The sequence below is a fragment of the Sphingosinicella sp. YJ22 genome (assembly GCF_011320075.1).
GTDB lineage: Bacteria > Pseudomonadota > Alphaproteobacteria > Sphingomonadales > Sphingomonadaceae > Allosphingosinicella.
Window position 1 is genome coordinate 38,589 of record NZ_JAANPA010000014.1, and the last position, 23,927, is coordinate 62,515.

The following is a 23,927-nucleotide window of genomic DNA, read 5'->3' on the forward strand; positions in this document are numbered from 1 at the left end:
GCTTCACTCCTGCTTAAAGCGGTCATGCTAAGGGGCTCTGAGCGGCGGAGATAGCGTGCAATGGTTAACGTGACACTGTTCGACGACCTCGATGCGGTCGAACAGGATGCAAGGGGCGCCCTGGATCGGGCGAACCAACCTTGCCTGCACGACCGCCTGAGCTGGTTTCGCCTGCTCGAGCCCCATTGCCCGCCGAAGGGGAAGCTGCAGGCCGTGCGCGCCGAGCAGGACGGCCGCCGGGCCTGGCTGTTTCTCGCCGCCGACAGACGCAGCGCCGACGCCTATGCCGCCTGGTACAGCCTGCGCTTCGGCCTCATCGGCGATCGGAGCCTCGCGCCCGAGATTGCCGAATTTCTGAGGGGTAAGGGTCTGGCCAAGGTCGAAATGGCTCCGGTCGATGAGCCCGAGACGCTTGCGGCGGCCTTTCGCAGCGCCGGCTGGTCCGTGGTCGTCGAGCCGGCCTTCGGCAATTGGATCGCGCGCACCGAGAAGGACTTCGACGATTACTGGAGCAGGCGACCCGGGCAATTGCGCAGCACCGCCAAGCGCAAGGCCAAGGCGGCCGATCTCGACATCGTCATTCACGACCGTTTCGACGCCGCGGCCTGGGCCGATTACGAATCCGTGTATCGATCGAGCTGGAAACCGGAGGAAGGCTCCTTCCCTTTCCTCCGCGCGCTCGCCGAGCAGGAAGGTGCGGCCGGAACGCTGCGCCTGGGTCTCGCTTATCATCGAGGCCGTCCGGTCGCCGCGCAGCTGTGGCTGGTCGAGGGCGGCGTCGCGACGATCCACAAGCTCGCTTATGCCGAGGAGGCCAAGGCGATGTCGCCGGGCACCGTGCTCGGCGAGGCGATGTTCCGCCGAGCGATCGACCAGGATGGCGTGGCGCTGATCGATTATGGGACGGGCGACGACGCCTATAAGCGCGACTGGATGGACGAAAGGCGCCAATTGTGGCGGATCATCGCGCGCAATCCCCGCAGCTTGCGGGGCCTGGCCGGCATTGCCCGGCAGCGGATCAGGGCGCTTGTCCGCGCAAAAGCGAGCCGCTAGGGCGCGCTTTCTGTACGGTCGCGCAACGGAGGCGGATTTGGCGCTCGACGACGCCACGGAGGTTGAAGACACGCTGCGGGCGGTGCTCGCCGACGTGCTGGGGCTCGATCCCGCACGGGTCGCGACCTTCACCGAGGCAACGCCCTTGTTCGGCGCCCTGCCCGAATTCGACTCCCTCGCGGTCGCCGGCCTCCTCACCGAGCTCGAGGAACGGCTCGGGATCCTCATCGAGGACCATGAGGTCGACGCCGACATGATGGAGAGCTTCGGCGCTCTGCTGACCTTCGCGCGGGCCAAGGCGCTTCGGTGAGCGGCGGCGCTCTTTCCTATGAGCGCTTCTACAATGGACGGACCAATGAGTGGCTGCTGCGCCTGGGCGACCCGCGCACGCCGCCGATCCTGTTCGTCCCGCCTTTGTTCGAGGAGCTGAACCGCACCCGCGCGCTGATCGTCGCGGTGATGCGGCGCGTGGCGGCGGAGGGCAATGGCTGCTGGCTGCCCGACCTGCGCGGCACCGGTGAAAGCCTGCTCGCTGTCGAGGAGGTGACCTGGGACGACTGGCGTCATGACGTCAGCGCCGCGGCCGGGCACATCGCCAAGGAGAGCGGCAAGCGGCCGGTCATGGCGTCACTGCGCGGCGGCGCCCTGATCGACGACGGCGTCGAGGCCATCGGCTGGTGGCGCTTCGCCCCGGCGACGGGGGCGGCCCTGGCGCGCGACCTCGACCGGGCATCGCTGACCGGCGGGGCGGAATGGGCCGGCTATCCCGCCTCCCCTGGCCTTCGGGATGCTCTGCGCGCCTCAATTGCGGCCGACGTCACGCCGTTGCGCACGGTTCGGCTCGAAACGGACGCCGGCGCGGCCGACCACAAGGTGGCGGGGCCGGCGCTGTGGCGGCGCTCGGAGCCGGGCACGTCCGCAGAGCTGGCCGAGGCGCTCGCCGACGACCTCATCAAGTGGAGCCGGACATGCGCCGCCTCCTGACCTTCGACTGCGAAGGCGCGCAACTCTGCGCCAGCCTCGACGAGGCGGACGGCGCGACCGGCATCCTCATGGTCACCGGCGGTAGCCAGACCCGGATCGGTTCGCACCGTCTCTACGAACGACTCGCCAACTCATTGGCAAAGCGAGGCTTTCCGTGCTTCCGTTTCGACCGGCGCGGAGTCGGCGACAGCGCCGGCGACGATCCCGGCTATCGCGGCTCGGCGGCGGACCTCGCTGCGGCGGCCGCCCGCTTCCGCGCCGAGCGGCCCAACCTCCGCCACGTCGTCGGGATCGGACTGTGCGACGGCGCGACAGCGCTGGCGCTCTACGGCGCCGAGGCCGGCATCGACGGCGTCGTCATGATCAACCCCTGGCTGGTCGAGGCCGAGGCCGACGCGCCGCCGCCCGCGGCGATCCGCCGGCACTATCGCGAGCAGCTTCTCAGCCTCTCCGGATGGAAGAGATTCTTCCGCGGATCAGTGTCTTATCGCAAGTTGCTGAGAGGCGTCACCAAGGCCGCCAAGCCGATCGAGGGATCGGAACTCGCCGCTGAAGTCGCGCACGCGCTGCGCAACAGCCGTGAGCCAGCCGTGCTCATCCTTGCGACGGGAGACGCGACCGCGATTGCCGCGGCTCGGGAAATGCGGGCGCGATCGTTCCAAGGCCTCGCCAGGACCGAAGAAATCGCCACCGACTCGCATACCTTCGCGAAGCCGGGAGACATCGAGGCGCTGACGTCGGCGATCCTCGACGCCCTCCCGTCGTCGCGCGGCTGACGAGCGGATCAGCCGACCGCGGCTTCCCTGACCGGCTCGTGGTGGGCGGCCTCGAAGTCGGCCTCGGCGAGGAACTTCTCGGCGTCCAGCGCGGACATGCAGCCGGTGCCGGCGGCGGTCACCGCCTGGCGGTAGATCTTGTCCATGACGTCACCGCAGGCGAACACGCCGGGGACGCTGGTGCGGGTCGTGCCCGGCTCGACTGCGATATAGCCGTCCGAGTCGAGCTCAAGATGGCCACGGAACAGCTCGGTCGCGGGGGCGTGGCCGATCGCGACGAAGGCGCCGTCGACCTCGATCCGCTCGGCGGGCGCGCCATTCTCGTCGACGAGGTCGAGGGCGACCAGCTTCTCGGGCTCGCCGCCGGCGACGAAGGTGCCGACCGAGCGGTTCCACATCACGCGGATGTTCGGGTGGGCGAACAGCCGCTCCTGGAGGATCTTCTCGGAGCGAAGCTTGTCGCGGCGGTGGATGAGGATGACGTCATCGCTGTGGTTGGTCATGTACAGCGCTTCCTCGACCGCGGTGTTGCCGCCGCCGATCACCACGACCTTCTTGCCGCGGTAGAAGAAGCCGTCGCAGGTGGCGCAGGCGCTGACCCCCCTGCCCTTGAGATGCTCCTCGCTCGGGAGGTTCAGCCATTTGGCCTGGGCGCCGGTGGCGATGACGAGCGTGTCGCCTTCATAGACGGTGCCGCCGTCGCCCTTGAGGACGAACGGGCGCCGCGAGAAATCGACCTCGACGATCTGGTCCCACTCCATGCGCGCGCCGACATGCTCGGCCTGGGCCTGCATCTCCTCCATCAGCCACGGGCCCTGGATGGTGTCGCGGAAGCCCGGATAATTCTCGACGTCGGTGGTGATGGTGAGCTGGCCGCCCGGCTGCATGCCCTGGACGACGATCGGCTTGAGGCCGGCACGGGCCGCGTAGATTGCGGCGGTGAGGCCGGCGGGGCCGGAGCCGAGGATCAGCATGCGCGATTTGTGGGTGACGGTCACGAAAGGTCCTTTCTTCGAGACCGAGTTAGGGGGCGCCCGGCCCCCACGCAAGCGAGGGAAAGGGACTTGACCACAGGCGCGTGAAGCCGTCCTTCTGGACGAAGAGGGAGTGAGGGAAATGGCGACGACGGTTCGTGGTGTCGAGACGGCCGGGGGGCCCGTGCCGCACTGGTCCGAGGACCCGCTCGGCTTCCTGATCGCCCCGGTCACCAGCGAGGAATTCTTCGAACGCTATTTCGAGCGGGCGCCGCTGCTCACCGCCCGCGGCAAGCCCGATCTCTATGCCGACATGCTGACGCTGGAGACGCTCGATTCGTTCATCAACAGCGCCGACCTCCGCCAGGGCATGCTCGACCTCGCCAACCAGGCGAACCGGATCGAGGCCAACAGCTACATCAACGAAGGCGGGCGGATCATCACCCCGGTCGTCGCCGAGAAATATCTCGAGGGCGCGACGATCATCCTTCCCCACCTCCACGAATCGATGGCCGAGCTCGGCGAGTTCGCGCGTGCGCTGGAGGGGGTCTTCTCCTGCCACGTCCAGACCAATGTCTATCTCACTCCGGCCAGCGCCCAGGGCTTTCCGATCCATTATGACAATCACGACGTGTTCGTGATGCAGATCTCCGGCGCCAAGCAGTGGAGCTTCTACGGCGCTCCGGTGACCACCCCCTATCGCGGCGAGGGCTTCGAGATGGGCCGCCACGAGCCGGGCCCGGTGACCGAGAGCTTCACGCTGACTCCGGGCGACTGCGTCTATGTCCCGCGCGGCGTGATGCACGCGGCGCCCAACGCGGGCGACGCGCCGTCGCTTCACATAACAGTCGGCCTCATAACCAAGACCTGGGCCGACCTCATCCTCGAATCGGTGTCGGAGCTGGCGCTGAGCGAGCCCGCTTTCCGCCGCTCGCTCCCCGCCGGCTATGCCCGCCAGGAGTTCGACCGTGAAGAAGCGCGCCGCCATTTCGAGACTCTGACCGCGCTGATCGCCGAGAAAGCGAGCATGGACAGCGCCTTCGACCTGATGGCCGACGAGTTCCTGCGCCTGCGGCGGCCCAATCTCGCCGGCGTGATCGCCGGGACGCCCGACGTGCCGCGCGAAGGCGACCGCTTCCGCAAGCGCGCGCTCGTGCCGTGGCAGGTCGCGGACGATGACGGCAAGCTGGCGCTGATCGGTCCGGGCGGCGACATCTTCTTCGACGACGACGACGGCGATGCCCTCGACGTCGCCCTATCCGGCAAGCCGTTCGGAGTCGCCGACCTGCCCTGCAAAGACCCCAGGCGCGTGCTGCGCAAGCTGTGGGCCAACGGCTATCTCGAGCGGATTCCGGCGAAGCTCTGAGCCGACTGTTGCGCGGCGGAAACAGTCGCGATTTTCCGCCCCTTTGGCGCAACCAACTCGGCCCGAAGGCGTTGAGCGAGGACATTGCAGATTAATCTGAATCAATCTTTGGTTGCTAAATGTCTGAAAAGTCTGAGCCGGGGCAGAGTGGGGAAATGGAGACGCAGCAGGCGCTCCTTCGCCACACGATCGATCTCAACAGCGAATTGATCGCGCAGGCCGATCGCCTCATCACCGCGTCGCGGGGTCAGCGAGCGGCCGCGGCCGACACGAATCCCGGCGACTGATCCGCCGCTCGGCCCGGTGAGCCCGTGCCCGGGCTTCATCCTTCATCAACCCTTTCGGCGCACGCCCGTGCTAATGATTGCGCGTGTGGGAGCGCGACATGACTCGCCCTGGTTCCCGATTGCCGCCGCGGCTGCGCCGCGGGCTGGCCGCCTTCGCGGCGCTGGCCCTGCTCGCGGGCTGCGCGACGGGGCGAGGACAGGCGAACCGAGCGGTCGTCGAGCAACCCGAGCCGGGCTGGCGCGACATCCTCAGCCCCGCTGACCAGGCGCGGCTCGACGGTCTCGATTCCTCCTGGACGACGGCGCTGGAGGAAGCGCGGCGCGGCGGCTTCACGCGGCGCGTCGCCAACGAGGGCGCGCTGCTCGACCCCGCCGGCGCTCTGCCGCGCGCGGCGCCGGCGCCGGGCTCCTATCGCTGCCGGCTGATCCGAATCCGCCCCGGCAGCCGCCGCGTCCGCGCCTTCACGTCGAGCGTTCCCTATTTCTGCGATGTCGGGGCCGCAGCCGAGATGCTGTCGCTGACCCAGCAGAGCGGCCCGGAGCGGCCAGGCGGCTATCTGTGGGCGGACGGCGACGGCCGGATGATCTTCATCGGCGCCGCTGCGCGCGGGCGCGAGAGCGGACCGCCGGCCTATGGCGACAGCGGCGAGCGCAACGTCGTCGGAATCCTCGAGCGGGTCGGCCAGTTCCGCTATCGCCTGGTCATGCCCGCGCCGGCCAACGGCGCGACGCTGGAGATCCTCGAGCTGATCCCGGCGCTGACCTCGCGATGAAAGGTGGTAGCGCAGGTCCGAGTTCATCAAGCTCCCTGACGCGCCGCCCCCCTTCGATTAACCAGCACGGGGTGATTTCGTCGCCTGTCACGCCGATCGCTAGACCCGCGACGGCGCGGCTTCTGCGGACGAAGGCGCCGCTCGCTCGGCGGCTTCGATCAGCGGCTTGAAATCCTGCGGCAGTTGCACCCGCATCTGGGCGAACTCCTCGTCGCCGATCACGGCGAACAGCGCCGCGAGCACGGCGGCGGCGGTTCGTCCGGCCGTCGCCCGATCGACGTGGAGCTCCTCGGCGACGCGCCGAATGAACCGGTCGAGATCGAACTTCTCGATCCGCTCGCCGAGCGGGATGCACTGGCCGAGCGGATGCGGCAGCAAGGCCGCGATGTCCCTGCGTTCCCCCCGGTTGATCCGGCTCGTTATCCTGCGCAGGACCAGGCAGGCGGCCTGCTTGGCGACACTGTGGGTCAGCCCGCTGCGGTCCTCGACGAACCCGACGAATTCCCGATAGTCCACGGCGATTTCTCCCTGCCTGCCGGGCGGCGCCGGTCGGCACCGGCGATCGGCGCGGTCGCCGGCGCGCGGCGCCCTCGATCGAGGCGCCGCCCCGTCCTGCCCGTCATCGGCGCGCTCGGCATTGACGACGGTCAGCGCGGCGCAAGCGCGGGACGGGCTATGCGTCGGGCGCAACTGGGACGGCCGCGGCGGTCGATGCGTGACGGGAAGAGAGGGCCAGAGATGAGCAACTATGCAGCGCGCGGCCGGACACCGCCCCACGCCATCATGGGCGATGATCCGCCGTCGATCGTTCTGATCAAGGAAGAGCATCAGCTGTTCCGGGAGCTCTTCGACCGGGTCGAGGCCGCCGAAGGTGACGCGCTGATCGCGCTGGCCGGAGAGATCGGCGCCCGGCTCCTCATCCATATGAAGATCGAGGAGGACATCCTCTATCCGGCGCTGAAGGAGGCCATCGGTGTCGAGGAAGTGGACGAGGGCATCGTCGAGCATCAGGTGGCGGGGGCCCTCATCCTCGACATCGCCGGCATGACCGGCCGCGAGGAGTTGTTCAAATCGAAGGTCCACGTGCTGGGCGAAGAGACTATGCACCACATCGACGAGGAGGATTCCAAGCTCTTCGAGCCACGCCAAGGAGGCATGGAAGCAGGGCAGGATCGATCTCGTGGGCCTCGGCCAGCAACTGCGCGCGCGCCGCGAGGAGCTCTACGATCGCCTCGATTCCACGGGGCGTGACAGGGATCAACTCGAGATGGAAGTGCCCGTCGGCGACGATATCGAGGAATTGCCCGCAAGCGTTTCTGAGCGAGCCGCCGACTAGCGTCTGTACTCACCTTTCCACGGCCACCCTTGTCGACGAGGGTGGCAATGGTAGCGGAGGAGGGACTTGAACCCCCGACACGCGGATTATGATTCCGCTGCTCTAACCAGCTGAGCTACTCCGCCCCGTTCGGCGAGCCGGCGCTATAGAAAGCGCCGCCCGGCCGGTCAACTGGCGAGAGCGCGTCACGAAATCAAGGCCGGAACCCGCCGCACCCCCTGTCGTTTCGGGAGGCACAGCTCAATCGGAGAACAGGGCAGATGGACCTGCTGACGCCGCTCGAAACCTATTGCCGCCTGATCCTTCGCGCCCGCGAGATGGAAGCGCAGGTGCCGGCCGAGGATCCCGACGAGGATCCGGACAATGTCGACGACACGTCGGACGACGACGAGGATCCGGCGCAGGTGCTGTCGGTGCTCAACGACGAAATGAACAGCGTCGAAGAGGAAATCGCAGCGGCGCTCGACGACCTTGCCGAGGACCAGCTCGCCGAGGTGCTGGCACTTGCCTGGGTCGGCGTCGGGACGTTCGATTCGACCGAATGGGAGGACGCCTGCGCCGAGGCCAACGACCTCGACGCCGACGAGCGGATCGACGAGCTGATGAACATGCCGACGCTGGCGGGCAATCTCGAGAGCGGCCTCGCCGCGTTCGATTACAGCTGCGACGACGTGGGGCAGCTGGACTAGCCCCGGAACGGATAGGCCCTGACCGGCTCCCACGGGCCGTCCATGTAGCGCCACGACGCCAGTCCGCGGATGGCCAGCGGCTTCGGGAAGATTCCCGCCTGAAGCTCCTTCTGCAGCGCGATCGCGTCGCGTCGGACAACCTTGTTCTGGACGGTGACGTGCGGGCGCCACGGTGCCTGGTCCTGCGGCATCAGCAGGCCGCGAAACGCCTCGGCGAGATCGAGGCGGATGTCATCGAGCTCGTCGCTCGCGACACGGAAGGCGGTCCCCTCCCCCAGGTCCATGACGTCGACGATGCGCGCCCGCGGGGGCGCCGCGGCGGCAAGATGCCCGAGCCGCTGGCCGAGCTCGCGCTCGGTCGAGGGCGGCAGGTGATGGAACAGGGTGAGGTGGACCGGGACCCGGTTGAGTTCGGCCGGATAATGGGCGCGGCGCAGGCCCTCGAGCCAGGCATGGTCGTCGATGCCGAAGGTCGCGGTGACGATGAGCGGGCCGCTCAAATCTCCACCTGGCTGCCGAGCTCGACGACGCGGTTGGTGGGCAGCTTGAAGAATTGCATCGCGCTTTCTGCGTTGCGCAGCATCCAGGCGAACAGGCCCTCGCGCCACAGCGCCATGCCCGGCCGCGACGAGGCGATCAGGGTCTGGCGGGCGAGGAAGAAGCTGGTGTCCATCATCTTGAACTGCGGCCCGCAGCTCTCGACCTTCGCCAGCGCCGCCGGAACATCTGTCTCCTCCATGAAGCCGTAACGCAGGATGAGGCGATAAAAGCCGCTGCCCAGCTCCTTGAGGTCGATCCTCTTCTCGGGATCGACGAAGGGCACGTCCTCGATCTTCACGGTGAGCAGCAACACGCGCTCGTGAAGCACCTTGTTGTGCTTGAGATTGTGCAGCAACGCGTGCGGGATGCCGTCCGGCGTGGTGGTCATGAACACGGCCGTGCCGGGGACGCGGGCGGCGCTCGCCGCGGCCGACTTGATGAAGATCGACACCGGCATGGTGCCTTCGTTCATGCGCTCGATCATCAGCCGCCGGCCCTTCGCCCAGGTCGTCAGCATGGTGAAGACGACGAGGCCGACCAGCAGCGGGAACCAGCCGCCGGCGGGCACCTTGGTGAGGTTGGCGGTGAAATAGGCGATGTCGACGAGGAAGAAGAGCGCCAGCAGCGGCACCGCGAACCACGGCTTCCACTTCCACAGCGAGAAAAGGACGACGGTGAGCAGGCAGGTGTCGATGAACATCGCGCCGGTCACCGCGATGCCATAGGCGGCGGCGAGGTTGCTCGAGCTGCGGAAGAACAGGACGAGCAGGATCACCATCACCATCAGCGCCCAATTGACGATCGGGATGTAGATCTGACCGGCGGCCGAGGCGCTGGTGTGGAGGATCCTGAGGCGCGGGATGAAGCCGAGCTGCATCGCCTGCTGGGTCACCGAGAAGGCGCCGGAGATGACCGCCTGGCTGGCGATGATCGTCGCGAGCGTCGCGAGGATGACGAGCGGCAAGCGATAGGCCTCGGACGCGAGGAAGAAGAAGGGATTGCGGATCGTCTCGGCTGCGGCGGCGGCATCGAGCGACAGGATCATCGCCCCCTGCCCCATATAGTTGAGCATCAGCGCCGGCATGGCGAAGCACAGCCACGACAGGCCGATCGGCTTGCGGCCGAAATGGCCCATGTCGGCGTAGAGCGCTTCGGCGCCGGTCACCGCAAGCACCACCGAGCCGAGCGCAAGGAAGGCGCGCCACTGGTCGGTGATGAAGAACTGGATCGCGTTCCAGGGATTGAGCGTGGCCAGGATGATGCTCGGGTCCTTGGCGATGTGGAAGATGCCGAGCGCCGCCAGCACCGCGAAATAGACCAGCATGATCGGGCCGAACAAAGCGCCCACCCTGGCCGTGCCGCGCGACTGGATGGCGAACAGCCCCACCAGGATCGCCACCGCGATCGGAATCACGAAGGGTTCGAAGGCGCTTTGAACCGTAGTCAGGCCCTCCACCGCCGACAGCACGGAGATGGCCGGCGTTATCATCGAATCGCCGTAGAAAAGCGCGCAGGCGAACACGCCGAGCAGGACGATGCCCGATGTCTTCAACCGCATCGTCGCGCCCGAGCGCCGGCTGATCAGCGCCAGCAGCGCGAGGCTGCCGCCTTCCCCCTTGTTGTCGGCGCGCATGATGATCGAGACATATTTGAACGACACCACGATCATCATCGACCAGAAGATCAGGCTGAGGACGCCGTGGATGTGAAGCGCGTCGGGAGCGAGCGGATGGTGGCCGGCGAAGGTCTCGCGGAAGGCGTAGATCGGGCTGGTGCCGATGTCGCCGAAGACGATGCCGATCGCCCCGATCGACAGCTTGAGAAGGCCGGAATCGGAGTGGTGGTGCCCGGCGGAATATTCCGCGGGCGCGGCAGGTGCGGCGCTGTCGCTCATCGAGGGGACGTGTCCAAACCTGCCTTCATCAAAAGCCGCCTCGGCCTGCCGAAGCGGGCGGCGCATTAACATTCCCTTATGGGGGGTGCAACAAGGGGCACAGGCGACAAGGCCGAAGTGCGTCGCTATAGGGCACCGCAATTTCCACAGAATCAGCGGGAGCAACAACGATGCGCGTCGGCGTGCCGAAGGAGATCAAGGTTCACGAATATCGGGTCGGCCTGACCCCGGCGTCGGTCGCCGAGCTGACCGCGGCGGGCCATGAGGTCGTCGTCGAGACCAATGCCGGGACCGGAATCGACTTCAGCGACCAGGATTATGTGAATGTCGGCGCGCGGATCGTGGGGACCGCGGACGAGGTGTTCGCCCAGTCCGACATGATCGTGAAGGTGAAGGAGCCGCAGGCGGTCGAGATCGCCCGGCTCGAGGCGCGCCACACCCTGTTCACCTATCTCCATTTGGCGCCCGATCCCGATCAGGCGCACGGTCTGATCAAGTCGGGCGCGACCTGCATCGCCTATGAGACGGTGACGTCGCGCTCCGGCGTTCTGCCGCTCCTCAAGCCGATGAGCGAAGTCGCCGGCCGCATGTCGATCCAGGTCGCCGCCCATTATCTCGAGAAGGAGCAGGGCGGCCGCGGCGTTCTGCTCGGCGGCGTCCCCGGAGTCGCGCCGGCCAAGATCGCCATCCTCGGCGGCGGCGTGTCGGGCATCAACGCCGCGCAGATGGCGACCGGTCTTCGTGCCGACGTCACCATTTACGACATCAACAACGACCGCCTCGCCGAGCTCGACATGCATTTCGGCAGCCAGATCAAGACCGCCTACGCCTCCAAGGCCGCCATCGCCGACGCGGTGAAGCATGCCGAGGTGGTGATCGGCGCGGTGCTGATCCCCGGCGCGGCGGCGCCCAAGCTCGTCACCCGCGACATGCTCAAGACCATGAAGCGCGGCTCGGTGCTGGTCGACATCTCGATCGACCAGGGCGGCTGCTTCGAGACCTCGCGCCCGACCACCCACAGCGACCCGGTCTACGAGATCGACGGAATCATCCATTATTGCGTGGCGAACATGCCGGGCGCGGTGGCGCGGACCTCGGCCTTCGCGCTCAACAACGCGACCCTGCCGTTCGTGCTTCGGCTTGCGAACATGGGCGCCGAGGCGGCGATGGCGGCCGACCCGCACCTCGCCGAGGGCCTCAACGTGTCGGGCGGCAAGATCCGCCACCAGGCCGTCGCCGAGGCGCTCGGCCTGCCCTACGAAGCGGCTTAAGCGCGCGGGGTCATTCCCGGCGAAGGCGGGAATCCATGAACACGGGGGTCGGAGTCATCGCTCCGGCCCCCGATTTCAATTCCAGACACGGGTTCGTGGGTCCCGACTTTCCGCCGGGATGACGCTCTAGGGCGCGGGCGCCGGCGCGGGTGCCGCCGACGGCGGGATGCGTCCGGACGCCCGCGCCTGCGCGAGCGCGTCGAGCTGCTCCTGGATCGCGCCGCGCCAGTTGGCGCTGGGCGGGGCGGAGGCGAGAAGCTCGCGCCACACCTGCTCGGCCTCGTCGAAGCGGCCGCCCTGGGCGAGGGCGATTCCGTAGAAGAAGCGCGGGCCGGGATGGTCGGGAGCGATCTGCAGGGCGCGGTCGAAGGCCAATTCGGCCGCCGGGGTCATCAACCCGCCCGCATGCTGGACCAGCGCGTTGCCGAGGCCGACCCACAGATCGGCATTGTCGGGCGTGCGGCGAAGCGCGTTCTGGATGATCTCGACGCCTTCCTTGGTGTTGCCGGTGCGCTGGTAGCTCTCCGCCAGGCTCAGCCAGTGGGCGGCGTTGTTGAACTGGCCCATCAGGTCCGGGCGCATCTCGGCGAAGGCGCTGTCGGGCAATTGCTGCGCCGGCGCGGGCGGGGCCTTGGGCGCTCCCGCCATGGTCGGTCGGCCCTGCCAGGCATAGCCGGCGAGCGCGAGCAGCAGGGCCGCGCCGAGGAACTGCACGAGCCCCACGTCGCCGCGCATCCACCGCCACAGGCCGGCGGCGACCAGCACAGCGAGAACCAGCATGACGACCCAGCCCATCACGCCTTCTTCTTCCTCCGCTTGAACTGGCCGCGCATCAGGAACAGGCCGGCGCCGAGAAGGACGATCGGCGCGAACCACAAGGGCCAGGTCAGCGGCTCGACCGGCGGATCATAGGTCACCCAATTGCCGTAGCGCTGGATGAGCCAGGCGCGGATCTGCTGCGGGCTCTCGCCGGCGGCGATGCGTCGGCGGATGTTGTTGCGCATGTCGCCGGCCATGTCGGCGTCGCTGTCGGCGATCGACTGGCCCTGGCAGACGAGGCAGCGCACCTCGTGCATCAGCTCGCGCGCTGCCGCCTCCTGGCGCGGATCGGCGAGCTGCTTGTTGGCATATTCGGTCGGCGGAAGCAGCGAATCGGCGAGCGCCGGGCTGGCGGCCGCGAGGGCCAGCGCGATCATGAAGAGCCGGTCAGGACGGGACACGGGCGGCCTCATATTCCTGGATCAGCCGGGCCATGTCGGCGTCGGTGATCGGGCCGATATGCTGGAAGCGGATGGTCCCGCTGCCGTCGATGACGAAGGTCTCGGGTACGCCCGACGAGCCGATCGACAGCTGCAGGCTGCTGTCGGCGTCCAGCGCGACGTTGCGATAGGGATCCCCCCAGCGGCTGAGGAACATCTGGATGTCCTGCGGCCGGTCGCGGATGGCGACCGCGTCGATCGGGATTCCGCGGCGCGCCATCGCCATCAACTGGGGCGCCTCGGCGATGCACGGCACGCACCAACTGGCGAAGATGTTGAGGATTCGCGGCTCGCCGGCATAATCGGCGCGGCTCACGGTCGCCCGGCCCGGCAAGGCCGCGGGCAGCACGAACGCCGGCAGCGGCTGGCCGACGAGGCGCGAATGGATGAGCCGGTCGGACGGCGAATAGAGGTTCCAGGCGGCGACGGCGCCGATCGCCAGGAAGACGACAAGCGGCACCCACAGGACGAGGCCCCGCTTCATGCCAGCGCCTCGCGGCCGGGCTCGAACGCGGGAGTCGGCTCGGCTTCGTCCTGGCGCTTGGTGCGGCGCGCGCGGCGAAGGCGGCCGATCAGGGACAGGAAGCCGCCGAAGGCGACGAGGCCGCCGCCATACCAGATCAGGGTGACGGCGGGCTTCCACCACAGGCGCAGCTGCCAGCGCCCCTGCCCGTCAGGCTCGCCGATCACGGTGTAGAGCTGGCCGTCGAGGCGGGTTAGGATGGCGGCCTCGCTGGTCGGAGTCGGCGGCGAGCTGAACATGCGCGCCTGCGGGCGCAGCAGAAGCTCGCGGCCGTCGCCGCGGCGGACGACGAGGCGCGCGGCGATCGCGGTCCAGTTCGGGCCGGCGACTGGCTCGACGCCTTCGAAGCGGATGGTCCACGGGCCGACGCTGGTCTGCTGGCCGACCCGGGCGGCGATCAGGGTCTCCTTGGTGAACGCGCTCTCAGCCGCCATGCCGGCCATGCTGACGGCGATTCCGAGATGGGCAATGACCATGCCCCAGGTGATCAGCGGCGTGCGGCGCAGGTTGCGGCCCCACAAGGGCGCGAGGCTCGCCACCGCCACCGCCGGCGCGAGCGCGAGGCCGAGCAGCGGCAGAAGCCCGATTCCGGGGGCGAGCAGGACGACGAGCAGAAGCGAGACGGCGGCGGCAAGGATCGGCACGGCCATGCGCTGGGCGAGCGCCTTCGCGCTGTCGCGGCGCCAGCGCAGCAGCGGCCCCGCCCCCATCAAGGCGACGAGGACGAGAGCGACCGGGCCGGCGGCCTTGTTGAAATAAGGCGGGCCGACCGACAGCTTCTCGCCGGTCACCGCCTCGACCCCGAGCGGATAGAGGGTTCCGACCATCACGATTCCGAGGATGATCGAGAGCAACAGGTTGTTGACGACCAGCATGCCCTCGCGGCTCACCGGATCGAATGCCGCGCCTTCCTTCACCGTGCCGACGCGGGCGCCGAACAAAGCGAGCGCGCCGCCGATATAGACGCACAGCAGCATCAGGATGAAGGCGCCGCGTTGCGGGTCGACCGCGAAGGCATGGACGCTCGTGAGGATTCCCGAGCGGACCAGGAAGGTGCCGATCATCGACATCGAGAAGGCGATCACCGCGAGCATCACCGTCCAGGCGCGAAGCCCGTCGCGGGTCGCGAGCACGGTGACGCTGTGGAGAAGAGCGGTGGCGGCGAGCCACGGCATCAGCGAGGCATTCTCGACCGGGTCCCAGAACCACCAGCCGCCCCAGCCCAATTCGTAATAAGCCCAGTAGCTGCCGGCGACGATGCCGAGCGTGAGGAAGATCCAGGCCGCGAGCACCCAGGGCCGCATCGCGCGGGCGAAAGCGGGACCGACGTCGCGGGTAACGAGCGCGCCGACCGCGAAGGAGAAGGCGACCGAGACGCCCACATAGCCGAAATAGAGGGTCGGCGGGTGGAAGGCGAGGCCGGGGTCCTGGAGCAAGGGGTTGAGGCCGTTCCCGTCCATGGGGATCGGGAAGATGCGAGTGAACGGATTCGAGGCGAACAAGAGGAAGCCGTAGAAGCCGAGCGAGATGGTCGCCTGCGCCGCGAGAGTCGCGACATGGGTGTCCTGCCTCAGCTTGCGCTCGAACAGGGCGACGCCGGCGCCGGCGACCGCGAGCACGGTCACCCACAAAAGCATCGAGCCTTCGTGATTCCCCCACGCGCCGGCCAATTTGTAGATCCACGGCTTGGCGGAGTGGCTGTTGGCGACGACGAGCTGGACCGACAGGTCGGTGCGCAGGAACAGACACAGCAGCATCACGAAGGAAAAGGCGGCGAGCGCGCCCTGCGCCACGGCGAGCGGGCGGACGAAGCGAAGCATCGCCTCCTGCCCCGGGCGCACCGACGCCCAGCCGAGGAACATCTGCAGCAGCGACAGCGAAGCCGCGAGCCACAATGCGGCGAGGCCGGCTTCGGCGATCATTCGATCGTCTCCGTCTTGTGGAGGCCGCGGTCGGACAGCTCGGGCGGCATGTAATTCTCGTCATGCTTGGCGAGGATCTCGCTGGCGACGAAGCGGCCGTCGGGCTGGAAGCGCCCTTCCGCGACCACTCCGGAGCCTTCGCGGAACAGATTGGGGACGATTCCGGTGAAGGTGACCGGGATGGTGTGCTCGGTCTCGTCGTGGACGATGAAGTCGATGGTCACTCCGTCGTCATGGCGGCGGAGCGAGCCTTCCTTGACCATGCCGCCGACCCGCACGGGGCGGTCGAGCGGGAGGCCGAGGCGCTGGACGTCGGCGGGCGCGTAGAAGAAGGCGGCCTGCTCGCGCATCGCCGACATGGCGAGCAGCACCGCGACGCCCAGGGCGATCACCGCCAAGCTGACGAGGATGAGCCGCTGGCTCTTGGGCTTCATGTCGCGCGCGCTCATTTTCGGCGAAGCTCCGCGGCCTCGCGCTCGGCCTTGCGCATGGCGAGATAGCTCGCGGCGAAGAGGCCGGCGACGCCGACGATGGCGACGGCATAGGCGCCGATCACGAACGGCCAGGGGTTCATGCTTCGGCCATCCTTCTGAGGCGCGCCTCGACCTTGGTGCGGGCGAGGTCGGCGCGCATCCTCATCATGACGATGGCGCCGAAGAAGAGAGAGAAGCCGACCGCCGAGACAAGCAAAGGCCACAGCATCTCGCCGGCGATGGCCGACTGGCCGCGGACGATGTCGATGCTCTGGGTCTGGTGGAGCGAGCGCCACCACACGACGGAATAATGGATGATCGGCAGATTCACCGTGCCGGCGAGGCCGAAGATCGCGGTCAGCCGCCCCTCCCCGCCTTTCTCCTTCTCGGCCGAGGCGAGCGCGATGTAGCCGAAATAGAGGAAGAGGAGGACGAGCATCGAGGTCATTCGCCCGTCCCATTCCCAATAGGTGCCCCAGGCCGGTCGGCCCCACAGCGAGCCGCTGACCAGGCAGATGGCGGTGAACAACGCGCCCGGCACGGCGAGAGCGCGCCCCGCCACGGCGGCGAGCGGGTGGCGCCAGACCAGCTGCATGAAGCTGGCGACCGCAATTCCGGTCCATCCGCCCATGCCGAGCCAGGCGGCGGGCACGTGGAGATAGATGATGCGCACGCTGTCGCCCTGATAGCGCTCCGGCGGCGCGACGAGGAGGCCGTAGCCGACTCCGATCGCGATCAGAAGCAGCCCGCCCCACCCCAGCCAGGGAGTGAGGGCGCGCGCGATTTTGAGGAAGCGGGCGGGATTCGCGTAGGCGTGCATGGTGTCAGCACGCTTCTTAGCCGGGCAGTGACGCGCGCGGAAGGCCCCCGACGGTCGCAAGCTTGCCCCGCGGCGGGGCATCGCCCAAGTGAGCGGGCCGATGTCCGCCACCCGCGCCGATCCCCTGCCCCCGCTTCGACACGACCGAGTGAAGGGCGTCGCCATGCGCCTCGCCGCGATCACCGGTTTCGCGGTGATGGCCGCAACGATCAAGCTCGCCTACGCCCATGGCGCGAGCACTCCGGAGACGGTGTTCTACCGCTGCCTGTTCGGACTGCCGCCCTTGTTCGGCTGGATCGCCTGGTGCCGGGACTGGGGCGTGTGGCGGACCCGGCGGCCGATGGCACATGTGCTACGCGGTGGCCTCGGCCTCGCGTCGATGACAATGGGCTTCACCGCGCTCGGCCTGCTGCCGCTCGCCGAGGCGAGCACCATTTCCTTTGTCGCGCCCTTGTTCGCGCTCGCGCTGTCGGCGCCGATCCTCGCCGAGCGGGTGGGCGCGCGCAGCTGGATTGCGGTCGCGGTGGGCTTCACCGGCGTGATCATCGTCATGCGGCCGGGCGGCACGCTGCCTCTCGATGGCACCATGGTGGCGCTTGGAGCGGCGTTCGGAGTCGCGTGCGTGACGGTGGCGCTTCGCTCCATCTCGCGGACCGAGAGCACGCGGACCATCGTCTTCTGGTTCACGATCTTCTGCACGATCGCATCGTGCGCGCTGATGCCCTGGTTCGGCCAGGCGCATGACGGCTTCGCCTGGGCGTTGCTGGTGCTGATCGGCCTGTCGGGTGGGATCGGCCAGCTCTTCCTGACCGCCTCGCTTCGCTACGCGCCGATCTCGGCGCTGGCGCCGATCGACTATCTGCAGCTCGTCTATGCGGTGCTGTTCGGCTGGCTCTTGTTCGGCGACCAGCCGGCCTGGACGACCTCGGCCGGCGCCGCGCTGATCATCGTCAGCGTGCTGTCGACGATGGGGCGGCGGCCGGTGAAGGAAACGCCGCCCTCGTCGCTGGAAGCCTAGGCTCGGCCGATCAGGCGCTGTGCCATCGCGTCGGCGACCGCCGCGGGGTTGCGGCCGGTGGCGGCGCTCTCCGCCCAGATCTCTTCGAGCCGGTGCGGAATCCGCTCGATCCGGCGGCGGACCTCGTCCTTGTCGCCGTCCTTCAGATATTCGGTGGCGACATTGATGATGCCACCGGCGTTGATGACATAATCGGGCGCGTAGAGGATTCCGCGGGCGTGAAGGCGGTCGCCGTCCTCGGGCCGCGCAAGCTGGTTGTTGGCGCCGCCGGCGACCACCGGCACGCGAAGGGCCGGGATCGACTGCTCGTTGAGGATCGCACCCAGCGCGTTCGGGCTGAAGATGTCGGCCTCGAGGGTCATGATTTCGTCGGGAGAGACGGCGATGCCACCCACTTCATCCGCGACCTTCTGAGCCCGGGCCTGATCGATGTCGGCGATGCTGATGCGGGCGCCATCCTTGGCCGCGAGTCGGGCGACTCCGCCGGCGACGCTGCCGGCGCCCTGAATCGCGATGTGGAGACCGTCAAGGCTGTCCTTGCCGAGAGCGCGCTTCGCCGCGGCGCGCACGCCCAGATAGACGCCATAGCTGGTGTGCGGCCCAGGATCGCCGCCGACTGCGCCCTCGGTGACGGGCAAACCGGACACATATTTCGTCTGCTGCGCGATCGCGACGATGTCGGCGACGGTGATGCCGACATCCTCGGCCGTCACATAATTGCCTCCCAGCCGGTCGACCGCGTTTCCGAACGCGGCGAGCATCTCGGGCGTCTTGATGCGGTCGGGGCCGGCGAGGATCACCGCCTTGCCACCACCGAGGTTCAGCCCGGCCATGGCGTTCTTGTAGCTCATGCCGCGCGACAGGCGCAGAACGTCGGCGACCGCCTGGTTGGGATCAGGATAATGCCAGAAGCGCGTGCCGCCCGCCGCCGGACCGAGCGCGGTCGAGTGCATGGCGATGATCGCCTTGAGGCCGGAGTCCCGGTCGGTGACGAAATGCACGGCTTCGTGATCGTCGAAATCGGGGAGGTCCCAGAGCGACTGCATCTGAATTTATCCTGTGATCAGAATTAGATGGGGCGACCGACGGGACTTGAACCCGCGACCCTCGGTACCACAAACCGATGCTCTAACCAGCTGAGCTACGGTCGCCATAAATCTAAGGGTGGCGGCACATAGGGTCGGGTTGGGGGCAAGGTCAAGGGACGGCGGGCGCGCTTGTGCGGCCGATGCCGCGTGGATAAGCCGGCGCCGAAATGACGGACCGCCCCTTCCCCCACCGCAACCTCATCGGCATCGACCAGCTCGGCGACGAGGATATCGCGCAGATCCTCGCCGAGGCGGAGCATTGGGCGGCCTTCAACCAAGCGCCGCGCCGCGCCGACGAGCGGCTTGCGGGGCTGACCCAGGTCAATCTGTTCTTCGAGAATTCGACTCGCACCCTGCTGTCGTTCGAGATCGCCGGACGCCGGCTCGGAGCGCAGGTCGCGGCGGTGCCGGTCGGCCAGTCGAGCGTGAAGAAGGGCGAGACCCTGCTCGACACGGCGCACACGATCGACGCGATGGGAGCCGACCTCCTCGTCCTGCGCCATCCCGACGCCGGCGCCGCCGCCGCGGTCGCCGACGCGGTGGGCTGCTGCGTGGTCAATGGCGGCGACGGCGCCAACGAGCACCCGACCCAGGCGCTTCTCGACGCCTTCACAATTCGCCAGCGCCTGGGCCGGATCAAGGGACTGACCGTCGCGATCTGCGGCGACATCCGCCACAGCCGGGTCGCCCATTCCAACCGCCGGCTGCTGCCGAGGCTGGGCGCCGACGTGCGGCTGGTCGCGCCGCGCGGGCTTCTCCCGGACGAGACCGGCGGCCTGCCGGTTTTCGACAATCTCGACGAGGGGATCGAGGGCGCCGACGTGGTCATGATGCTGCGCATCCAGCGCGAGCGGATGGAGGACGCGCTGACCGGCCTGCTCGGCGACTTCCACGCCGCCTTCGGCCTCAACGCCGATCGGTTGAAGCGCGCCGCGCCGGGCGCCATCGTCATGCATCCCGGGCCGATGAACCGCGGAATCGAGATTTCGGGAGAGGTCGCCGACGATCCGGCCCGTTCGGTGATCCAGGATCAGGTGACCAACGGAGTCGCGGTGCGGATGGCGGTGCTCGACCTCATCACACGCGTGCGGCGCGGCGCCTGAATCGAAACGGCCGGCACCGAAGTGCCGGCCGTCCCACCAAGGAAGTCGGAAAGGGTTTTAGGCGTTGCGGCCGTAGCGCGAGGCCCAGCGGATGACCGCGTCGCCGGCATTGCCGCGGACGAAGCACTCGCCGCCGCGCGCGCGGATGCTGGTGCACTGGCGATTGGCGTCGGAGCGGCTGGTGAAACCGGAAATGGCGACACGGTGGAACAGCCGGCCATTATGGTCGAAGGTCATCGTCACCGGCTGCTCGCTGGCGAGGCCGAAGCGGCGCTCCGCCTCCTGCCAGGCGCGCTCGGCATTGGCGGCATTGCTGTAGGCGCCGATCTGGACGACGTAGCGGCCGCTGCCCGAACGGACCGGCTCGGCGATCCGCGGAGTCGCCACCGCCTCGACGATTCGGCCGGAGCGGCGCACCGGGCGCTGCGCCACCGGCATCACGACAGGGTCGGGGCGAACCAGGGCCTCCGCCGCGGCGGCATATTGGACTCGCGCCGGGACCTGCTCGGCCTCGGGCGCGGGAACCGCGGCTGGAAGCTGGACCGCGCCGCGCGAATCGATGCCCCATTCGGGCTGCTCGAGCTCGGCATAAGCGGGCGCCGCGACGGGAGTCGCCGCAGGCACCGGGATGACGACAGGCGCGGATTCGGGCGCCGCGACCGGCTCGACCGGCGGGAGCACGATCGGCGCGGCGGCGGCCATCTGCACGGGCGCGGAGACAGGCGCCGACGGCGCGTTAAGGGCGAGGCGGACCGGCTGGCCGGCATCGGCCACCGGATTGACGCCGAGCACGGTCACCACCGGATTGTTCGAGCCGGGCTGCGACGCCATCGACGCCCATTCGGTCATGCGCTGACTGAGCTCGGCCGGCGACACGTCCTGCGACGCGATCATTCGGGCGCGCGACCAGTCGCCGCCAAGGGCGTAGGCGAGCGCCAAATTCTGGCGGATTCGGGCAGTCGCCCCCATCGAACGGGCGGCGGGCTCGAGGATCTCAACCGCACGCTGCGGCGAGCCGGCGAGCGCATAGGCCAAGCCGAGATCGCTCGCCTGCGCCTGGCCCTGGAGCGAATCGAGCTGCGCGAGTGCGTCCTGCGAGCGGCCGTTGGCGGCCTGCATCAGCGCCAGCGCGATCCCGGCGCGCGGGCGCGAGGGATCGAGTTCGAGAACGTCGCGATAGGTCGCCTCGGCCGATTCGAGACGGCCGGAGCGCATGTAGATGTCGGCGAGGGTCAGCCGGTAGCCGGCATCGCGCGGCGACAGCGCCACCGCCTGCTCCATCGCATCCAGCGCCCGGGCGAGATCGCCGCGCGCCAGCGCTTCGCCGGCCTCACGGCTCAGTCGACCCGCCTCGCCGTCGCCGCGCGCCTGGCTGGCGAAAGCGGTGGCTGCGCCGAAGCTGACGCCCTGGACCTGGCAGCCGACGACGGCCATGCTCAGCGCGACGCTCGACGCGGCGAATTTGAACGCGATGCTCTTCATGCCCCTTAACTCCGGTTCAGCTTCGCTTGGCGCTCGGCAATTGCTCCGCGAGGTTGCCGACTTCAGGCAGCGATTCGATGAATTGATCGAGCGCCGCGGTGACGAGCTGCTGGGCGGAGCGGCCGGTGACCGCCGTCGCCAGGCGCAGCCGCAGGTGCCGCGACGAATCGAGACGAAGCGTGAAGGCGGCCTTGCGCACGTCCGCCTGAATCTGTGCCTTCGCGGCTGCCTTGGCGCGCGGCTGGGCCGGACGCTTGGGCATGCGCACGATTTCGGCGGGCTGTTCGGCCGCAATGGCCTCTTCGGCCAGCTCTTCGTCCGGCTCGGGGAACTGATCGGCGAGCGCGCGCTGCTGCTCGACGACCGGAACCTGCGCCTGAGGCTCCTCGACCGGCTCGTGCGCCTGCTGCTCCTCGATCCAAACCGGCGCTTCCTGCTCCTCCTGCGCCACCCGGGGCGCGGGGGTCAGGGCCGAGATGGAGCTTGGGACATGTTCGGACGGCGCTTCGGCGCCATAGCCCATGTCGTTCCAGCCGAGATCGTCGAGCATCGCGCCGGTGATGTGGCGCGGGCGCATGGCCGGCTTGGCGCCGCCCTTGCGGGCGAGCAGGCTACCGGAAAGCGACGCGTACCTGGACTCAGTCATGAACGCCGCTCCTACTGGCCAACCACGCGACGGCCGAAGCCGCCGGTGACCCCGGGACGGGGCATTGCAGAGGGGGCGATGGCGCCCGGCGCGGTGAACACGGTGCGGCGGAAGTTCCGCTCGAGCCGATCGCTGATATAGGACCACAGCTCCTCGACCTCGCGGGCCGACTTGCCGTTGGGATCGGTCTCCATGACCGTCCGGCCGTCGATCATCGACGCCGCGAAATCGGTGCGGTGGTGGATCGTGACCGGGGCGACCGTGCCGTGCTGCGACAGCGCGATTGCGGCCTCGAAGGTGATCTTCGCCTTCGGAGTCGCTGCGTTGACCACGAAGATCAGCGGCTTGCCGGCGCGCTCGCAGATATCGACCGTGGCGCCGACGGCGCGAAGGTCGTGCGGTGACGGGCGGGTCGGGATGACGATCAGCTCGGCGACCTGGATGACGCTCTGGATCGCCATCGTGATCGCCGGCGGGGTGTCGATCACCGCGAGCTTGAAGCCCTGCTGACGAAGCACCTCGAGGTCGGCGGCGAGCCGGGCGACCGTGGTCTGCGCGAACGCGGGCATCTCGTTCTCGCGCTCGTTCCACCAGTCGGCGAGCGAGCCCTGCGGGTCGATGTCGATGAGGCAGACAGGTCCGCATCCGGCGCGCTGCGCCTGAACGGCAAGGTGACCGGACAAGGTGGTCTTGCCGGATCCGCCCTTCTGCGATGATAAAGCGAGAACGCGCATCAATATTCCTCGGCTGGCATTGCTCGAGGTCGGGATGCACCGCCCCACCCTAAAATCCGGTTAACTTTGACGGCAAGGTTGCGCCGTGCGGATGACGTCACGACGCCGCCCGCATGACGTCGAAAATTGTGCTAACATGGGCTTAACCATTCCCGGTTAAGTGCCTGCGTTTGAAACGATCCCACGCGAAAGGTCTTCGCACGATGACGCGGACTCATTGGTTTCTTGCAGCGACCGCCTTCCTCGCTCTCGCCGGCGCCGAGACGGCCGCAGCGGACGTGCCGGCCGGCATCGCTGCCTGGCAGGCGGGCGATTATGCGCGGGCCGTCGCCGAATGGCGGCCGCTCGCCGAAGCCGGCGATGCCGACGCGCAGTTCAATCTCGGCCAGGCCTATCGGCTCGGCCGCGGCGTGCCGCAGGATTTGCGCCTCGCCGAGCAATGGTTCGAGCGCGCCGCGCGCCAGCGCCACGAGCAGGCCGGCGCGAATCTCGGTCTGCTGCTGTTCCAGAACGGGCGCGCGCGCGAGGCGATGCCGTGGATCCAGGCAGCCGCGATGCGTGGCGATCCCCGCGCTCAATATGTCTTCGGCACCGCTCTGTTCAACGGCGACGTCGTGCGCCGCGACTTGCCCCGCGCTTATGCTCTGATGAGCCGAGCCGCCGCCCAGGGCTTTCCGCAGGCGGCCGAGCAGCTGCGCCAGATGGAACCGTTCCTCAGCGACGCGGACCGCCGCGCCGGCACCGCGCTCGCAGCCCAAATGGCTGGCCCACAGCCGCCGCGCCAGATGGCCGAGGCCGAACCGCGCCCGGTGCCGGTGCCCGCGGTGACCGGGCGTCCGGGCACAGGGGCCGGGGTCAGCTACGCCGCGCCCGGCACCGCCTCGCCGCCGCGCGGCCGGCCCGAAGAGCATACGTT

28 protein-coding genes and 2 tRNA genes are annotated in these 23,927 nt (G+C 68.5%); 13 read left to right on the forward strand and 17 right to left on the reverse strand.

What is annotated here, in order from left to right; genetic code table 11:
- Positions 1-60 precede the first annotated feature (60 nt).
- Genes G7B71_RS15650 through G7B71_RS06995 form a run of 4 tightly spaced genes read left to right on the forward strand, consistent with a single transcriptional unit; the run spans position 61 to position 2,813 of the window.
- Complete coding sequence (locus tag G7B71_RS15650; protein ID WP_243406144.1) at positions 61-1,053, forward strand: GNAT family N-acetyltransferase; 993 nt, start codon at positions 61-63, stop codon at positions 1,051-1,053.
- A 37-nt stretch (positions 1,054-1,090) separates the two neighbouring features.
- The gene (locus tag G7B71_RS15655; RefSeq protein ID WP_243406145.1) at positions 1,091-1,363 is read left to right on the forward strand and encodes an acyl carrier protein; all 273 of its coding nucleotides are present in this window, start codon (positions 1,091-1,093) and stop codon (positions 1,361-1,363) included.
- Entirely contained in the window at positions 1,360-2,037 is a 678-nt protein-coding gene (locus G7B71_RS06990; RefSeq protein WP_166039294.1) for a hypothetical protein, read from the forward strand. The genes G7B71_RS15655 and G7B71_RS06990 overlap by 4 nt, the downstream gene beginning before the upstream one ends.
- Complete coding sequence (locus G7B71_RS06995; RefSeq protein WP_166039296.1) at positions 2,022-2,813, forward strand: hydrolase 1, exosortase A system-associated; 792 nt, start codon at positions 2,022-2,024, stop codon at positions 2,811-2,813. The genes G7B71_RS06990 and G7B71_RS06995 overlap by 16 nt, the downstream gene beginning before the upstream one ends.
- A gap of 8 nt (positions 2,814-2,821) precedes the next feature.
- Here the strand turns inward: G7B71_RS06995 and trxB are convergent, their stop codons facing one another.
- Positions 2,822-3,811, reverse strand: coding sequence for a thioredoxin-disulfide reductase (gene trxB / locus G7B71_RS07000; protein WP_166039298.1), 990 nt, complete (start codon positions 3,809-3,811; stop codon positions 2,822-2,824).
- A gap of 118 nt (positions 3,812-3,929) precedes the next feature.
- Here trxB and G7B71_RS07005 point away from each other — a divergent pair, with 118 nt between their 5' ends.
- The 3 genes from G7B71_RS07005 (at position 3,930) to G7B71_RS07010 (ending at position 6,213) form a co-directional block, all read left to right on the forward strand.
- Positions 3,930-5,153 carry a cupin domain-containing protein gene (locus tag G7B71_RS07005; RefSeq protein WP_166039300.1) on the forward strand — a complete coding sequence of 408 codons (1,224 nt, stop codon included), beginning with the start codon at positions 3,930-3,932 and terminating at the stop codon, positions 5,151-5,153.
- A gap of 155 nt (positions 5,154-5,308) precedes the next feature.
- Positions 5,309-5,440, forward strand: a complete 132-nt coding sequence (locus G7B71_RS15775) for a hypothetical protein (protein WP_279338395.1) — start codon at positions 5,309-5,311, stop codon at positions 5,438-5,440.
- A gap of 98 nt (positions 5,441-5,538) precedes the next feature.
- The gene (locus G7B71_RS07010; protein WP_166039302.1) at positions 5,539-6,213 is read left to right on the forward strand and encodes a DUF4893 domain-containing protein; all 675 of its coding nucleotides are present in this window, start codon (positions 5,539-5,541) and stop codon (positions 6,211-6,213) included.
- Positions 6,214-6,312: 99 nt separating this feature from the next.
- On the opposite strand, the gene G7B71_RS07015 is transcribed toward G7B71_RS07010, so the two are convergent.
- A complete protein-coding gene (locus G7B71_RS07015; RefSeq protein WP_166039304.1) occupies positions 6,313-6,729 on the reverse strand; it encodes a DUF2267 domain-containing protein in 417 nt (138 codons plus the stop codon).
- Positions 6,730-6,951: 222 nt separating this feature from the next.
- On the opposite strand from G7B71_RS07015, the gene G7B71_RS07020 reads away from it, so the two are divergent.
- Entirely contained in the window at positions 6,952-7,464 is a 513-nt protein-coding gene (locus tag G7B71_RS07020; protein WP_243406146.1) for a hemerythrin domain-containing protein, read from the forward strand.
- 133 nt (positions 7,465-7,597) lie between these two features.
- On the opposite strand, the gene G7B71_RS07025 is transcribed toward G7B71_RS07020, so the two are convergent.
- Positions 7,598-7,674, reverse strand: a tRNA-Met gene (locus tag G7B71_RS07025).
- A gap of 135 nt (positions 7,675-7,809) precedes the next feature.
- Here G7B71_RS07025 and G7B71_RS07030 point away from each other — a divergent pair.
- Positions 7,810-8,238 (forward strand): DUF3775 domain-containing protein, encoded by a 429-nt coding sequence (locus G7B71_RS07030; protein WP_166039306.1) that lies wholly within the window; start codon positions 7,810-7,812, stop codon positions 8,236-8,238.
- Here G7B71_RS07030 and G7B71_RS07035 read toward each other — a convergent pair.
- Positions 8,235-8,738, reverse strand: coding sequence for a 2'-5' RNA ligase family protein (locus G7B71_RS07035; RefSeq protein WP_166039308.1), 504 nt, complete (start codon positions 8,736-8,738; stop codon positions 8,235-8,237). The genes G7B71_RS07030 and G7B71_RS07035 overlap by 4 nt on opposite strands.
- Positions 8,735-10,672 carry a potassium transporter Kup gene (locus tag G7B71_RS07040; RefSeq protein ID WP_166039310.1) on the reverse strand — a complete coding sequence of 646 codons (1,938 nt, stop codon included), beginning with the start codon at positions 10,670-10,672 and terminating at the stop codon, positions 8,735-8,737. The genes G7B71_RS07035 and G7B71_RS07040 overlap by 4 nt, the downstream gene beginning before the upstream one ends.
- Positions 10,673-10,842: 170 nt before the next feature.
- Here G7B71_RS07040 and ald point away from each other — a divergent pair, with 170 nt between their 5' ends.
- Positions 10,843-11,943 (forward strand): alanine dehydrogenase, encoded by a 1,101-nt coding sequence (gene ald, locus G7B71_RS07045; RefSeq protein ID WP_166039312.1) that lies wholly within the window; start codon positions 10,843-10,845, stop codon positions 11,941-11,943.
- Between the two features lie 126 nt (positions 11,944-12,069).
- Here the strand turns inward: ald and G7B71_RS07050 are convergent, their stop codons facing one another.
- From G7B71_RS07050 to ccmC, 7 genes are read right to left on the reverse strand one after another with little or no spacing between them, the layout of a single operon-like run.
- Entirely contained in the window at positions 12,070-12,738 is a 669-nt protein-coding gene (locus G7B71_RS07050; RefSeq protein WP_243406147.1) for a tetratricopeptide repeat protein, read from the reverse strand.
- On the reverse strand, positions 12,738-13,163 hold the full coding sequence (locus G7B71_RS07055; protein WP_347708441.1) for a cytochrome c-type biogenesis protein: 426 nt from the start codon (positions 13,161-13,163) through the stop codon (positions 12,738-12,740). The genes G7B71_RS07050 and G7B71_RS07055 overlap by 1 nt, the downstream gene beginning before the upstream one ends.
- Positions 13,150-13,686: a redoxin family protein gene (locus tag G7B71_RS07060; RefSeq protein WP_166039318.1), complete on the reverse strand. Its 537-nt coding sequence runs from the start codon at positions 13,684-13,686 to the stop codon at positions 13,150-13,152. The genes G7B71_RS07055 and G7B71_RS07060 overlap by 14 nt, the downstream gene beginning before the upstream one ends.
- Complete coding sequence (locus tag G7B71_RS07065) at positions 13,683-15,647, reverse strand: heme lyase CcmF/NrfE family subunit (protein WP_166039320.1); 1,965 nt, start codon at positions 15,645-15,647, stop codon at positions 13,683-13,685. The genes G7B71_RS07060 and G7B71_RS07065 overlap by 4 nt, the downstream gene beginning before the upstream one ends.
- Positions 15,644-16,081 carry a cytochrome c maturation protein CcmE gene (gene ccmE / locus G7B71_RS07070; protein ID WP_166039322.1) on the reverse strand — a complete coding sequence of 146 codons (438 nt, stop codon included), beginning with the start codon at positions 16,079-16,081 and terminating at the stop codon, positions 15,644-15,646. The genes G7B71_RS07065 and ccmE overlap by 4 nt, the downstream gene beginning before the upstream one ends.
- An 11-nt stretch (positions 16,082-16,092) precedes the next feature.
- Positions 16,093-16,221, reverse strand: a complete 129-nt coding sequence (ccmD, locus tag G7B71_RS07075; RefSeq protein ID WP_166039324.1) for a heme exporter protein CcmD — start codon at positions 16,219-16,221, stop codon at positions 16,093-16,095.
- Entirely contained in the window at positions 16,218-16,940 is a 723-nt protein-coding gene (gene ccmC, locus G7B71_RS07080) for a heme ABC transporter permease CcmC (protein ID WP_166039326.1), read from the reverse strand. Before ccmC ends, ccmD begins: the two co-directional genes overlap by 4 nt.
- Before the next feature lie 100 nt (positions 16,941-17,040).
- Between ccmC and G7B71_RS07085 the strand changes: the two genes are divergently transcribed.
- The gene (locus tag G7B71_RS07085) at positions 17,041-17,958 is read left to right on the forward strand and encodes a DMT family transporter (RefSeq protein ID WP_166039328.1); all 918 of its coding nucleotides are present in this window, start codon (positions 17,041-17,043) and stop codon (positions 17,956-17,958) included.
- Here G7B71_RS07085 and G7B71_RS07090 read toward each other — a convergent pair.
- Positions 17,955-19,004, reverse strand: a complete 1,050-nt coding sequence (locus G7B71_RS07090; protein WP_166039330.1) for a Glu/Leu/Phe/Val dehydrogenase — start codon at positions 19,002-19,004, stop codon at positions 17,955-17,957. The genes G7B71_RS07085 and G7B71_RS07090 overlap by 4 nt on opposite strands.
- A 28-nt stretch (positions 19,005-19,032) precedes the next feature.
- Positions 19,033-19,109: transfer RNA gene (locus G7B71_RS07095), tRNA-His, on the reverse strand.
- 104 nt (positions 19,110-19,213) lie between these two features.
- Here G7B71_RS07095 and G7B71_RS07100 point away from each other — a divergent pair.
- Positions 19,214-20,149: an aspartate carbamoyltransferase catalytic subunit gene (locus G7B71_RS07100; RefSeq protein ID WP_166039332.1), complete on the forward strand. Its 936-nt coding sequence runs from the start codon at positions 19,214-19,216 to the stop codon at positions 20,147-20,149.
- Positions 20,150-20,206: 57 nt separating this feature from the next.
- Here the strand turns inward: G7B71_RS07100 and G7B71_RS07105 are convergent, their stop codons facing one another.
- Genes G7B71_RS07105 through G7B71_RS07115 form a run of 3 tightly spaced genes read right to left on the reverse strand, consistent with a single transcriptional unit; the run spans position 20,207 to position 23,011 of the window.
- Positions 20,207-21,631 (reverse strand): SPOR domain-containing protein, encoded by a 1,425-nt coding sequence (locus tag G7B71_RS07105; RefSeq protein ID WP_166039334.1) that lies wholly within the window; start codon positions 21,629-21,631, stop codon positions 20,207-20,209.
- A gap of 16 nt (positions 21,632-21,647) precedes the next feature.
- Positions 21,648-22,277 carry a hypothetical protein gene (locus G7B71_RS07110; protein WP_166039335.1) on the reverse strand — a complete coding sequence of 210 codons (630 nt, stop codon included), beginning with the start codon at positions 22,275-22,277 and terminating at the stop codon, positions 21,648-21,650.
- A gap of 11 nt (positions 22,278-22,288) precedes the next feature.
- A complete protein-coding gene (locus tag G7B71_RS07115; protein ID WP_166039337.1) occupies positions 22,289-23,011 on the reverse strand; it encodes a ParA family protein in 723 nt (240 codons plus the stop codon).
- A gap of 203 nt (positions 23,012-23,214) precedes the next feature.
- Here G7B71_RS07115 and G7B71_RS07120 point away from each other — a divergent pair.
- Positions 23,215-23,927 (forward strand): tetratricopeptide repeat protein (locus G7B71_RS07120; protein ID WP_166039339.1); only part of this gene is annotated, 713 nt, incomplete at its 3' end.